General features: G+C 49.3%; 1 protein-coding gene. It reads right to left on the bottom strand.

Annotated elements, in window-relative coordinates:
* Nucleotides 1-10 precede the first annotated feature (10 nt).
* Entirely contained in the window at nt 11-646 is a 636-nt protein-coding gene (locus ACMGFG_RS24235) for an IS6 family transposase (protein ID WP_436932855.1), read from the bottom strand.
* Nucleotides 647-700 lie beyond the last annotated feature (54 nt).

Below are 700 nucleotides of genomic sequence, written 5' to 3'. Positions count from 1 at the left end.
TCGGTAGTGTTCAGATAAGCTGATTCCATGCGAAGCTGAACGATCTGAGCCAATCGTCGGCTGTTTCTGCTTCGGCGTTGCTGAAACAGTTTGAGAAGCATATAGTTCGTCGTTTTACTTCTCTGAAGACACGTTCGACGGCATTTCGATTTCCGTGTTTTTCGTATCTGAAATCGAATCCGTGTCGGTGACACGCAGCTTCTAACGATTTGGAGCCATCGATGAGAAACACGGCGTCGTCAACGTCGTGTTTCTCGCTGAGTTCGGTGAGGAATGAATGAGCAAGAACCTTCGTTGTGGTCGGCCTTAGCTTTGTATGCAGGAGTTCATTGGTTTGTGGATCGACCGCAGCGTACAGCCAATACTGCTCATCGTTGAGTTGGATCACAGTTTCGTCGACCGCAACGTGATCCGGCGACCGCCCATCTTCGGGCTGTAAATCAGCTTTGTGAACCCAATTATGGACGGTTGATCGAGCTCGTTCGACACCGAATACTTCAAGAAACGAAACAGTATTCGAAAGCGAGAGACCAGCGAGATGCAACTGAATACTGAGTTTCATCAGCAATCGCGGTGTCGCTTCTCGTTCAACAAACTCTAAGTCGATCTCGTCTAAACAACCACTGAGGCGGGCGTTTTCTGGCATGGACACCTGAAAACCGCACCGCCTCACCTTTCAATCCTTATCTGAACACCGCCA

Source organism: Halosimplex halobium (assembly GCF_051414055.1).
GTDB lineage: Archaea > Halobacteriota > Halobacteria > Halobacteriales > Haloarculaceae > Halosimplex > Halosimplex halobium.
Note: the sequence above shows the minus strand (reverse complement) of the source record. Positions and strands in the feature narration are given on the sequence as shown.

Bases quoted from the DNA above. Each gene is read 5' to 3' on its own strand.
- ACMGFG_RS24235 (WP_436932855.1), bottom strand. From the start codon at position 646: ATGCCAGAAAACGCCCGCCTCAGTGGTTGTTTAGACGAGATCGACTTA.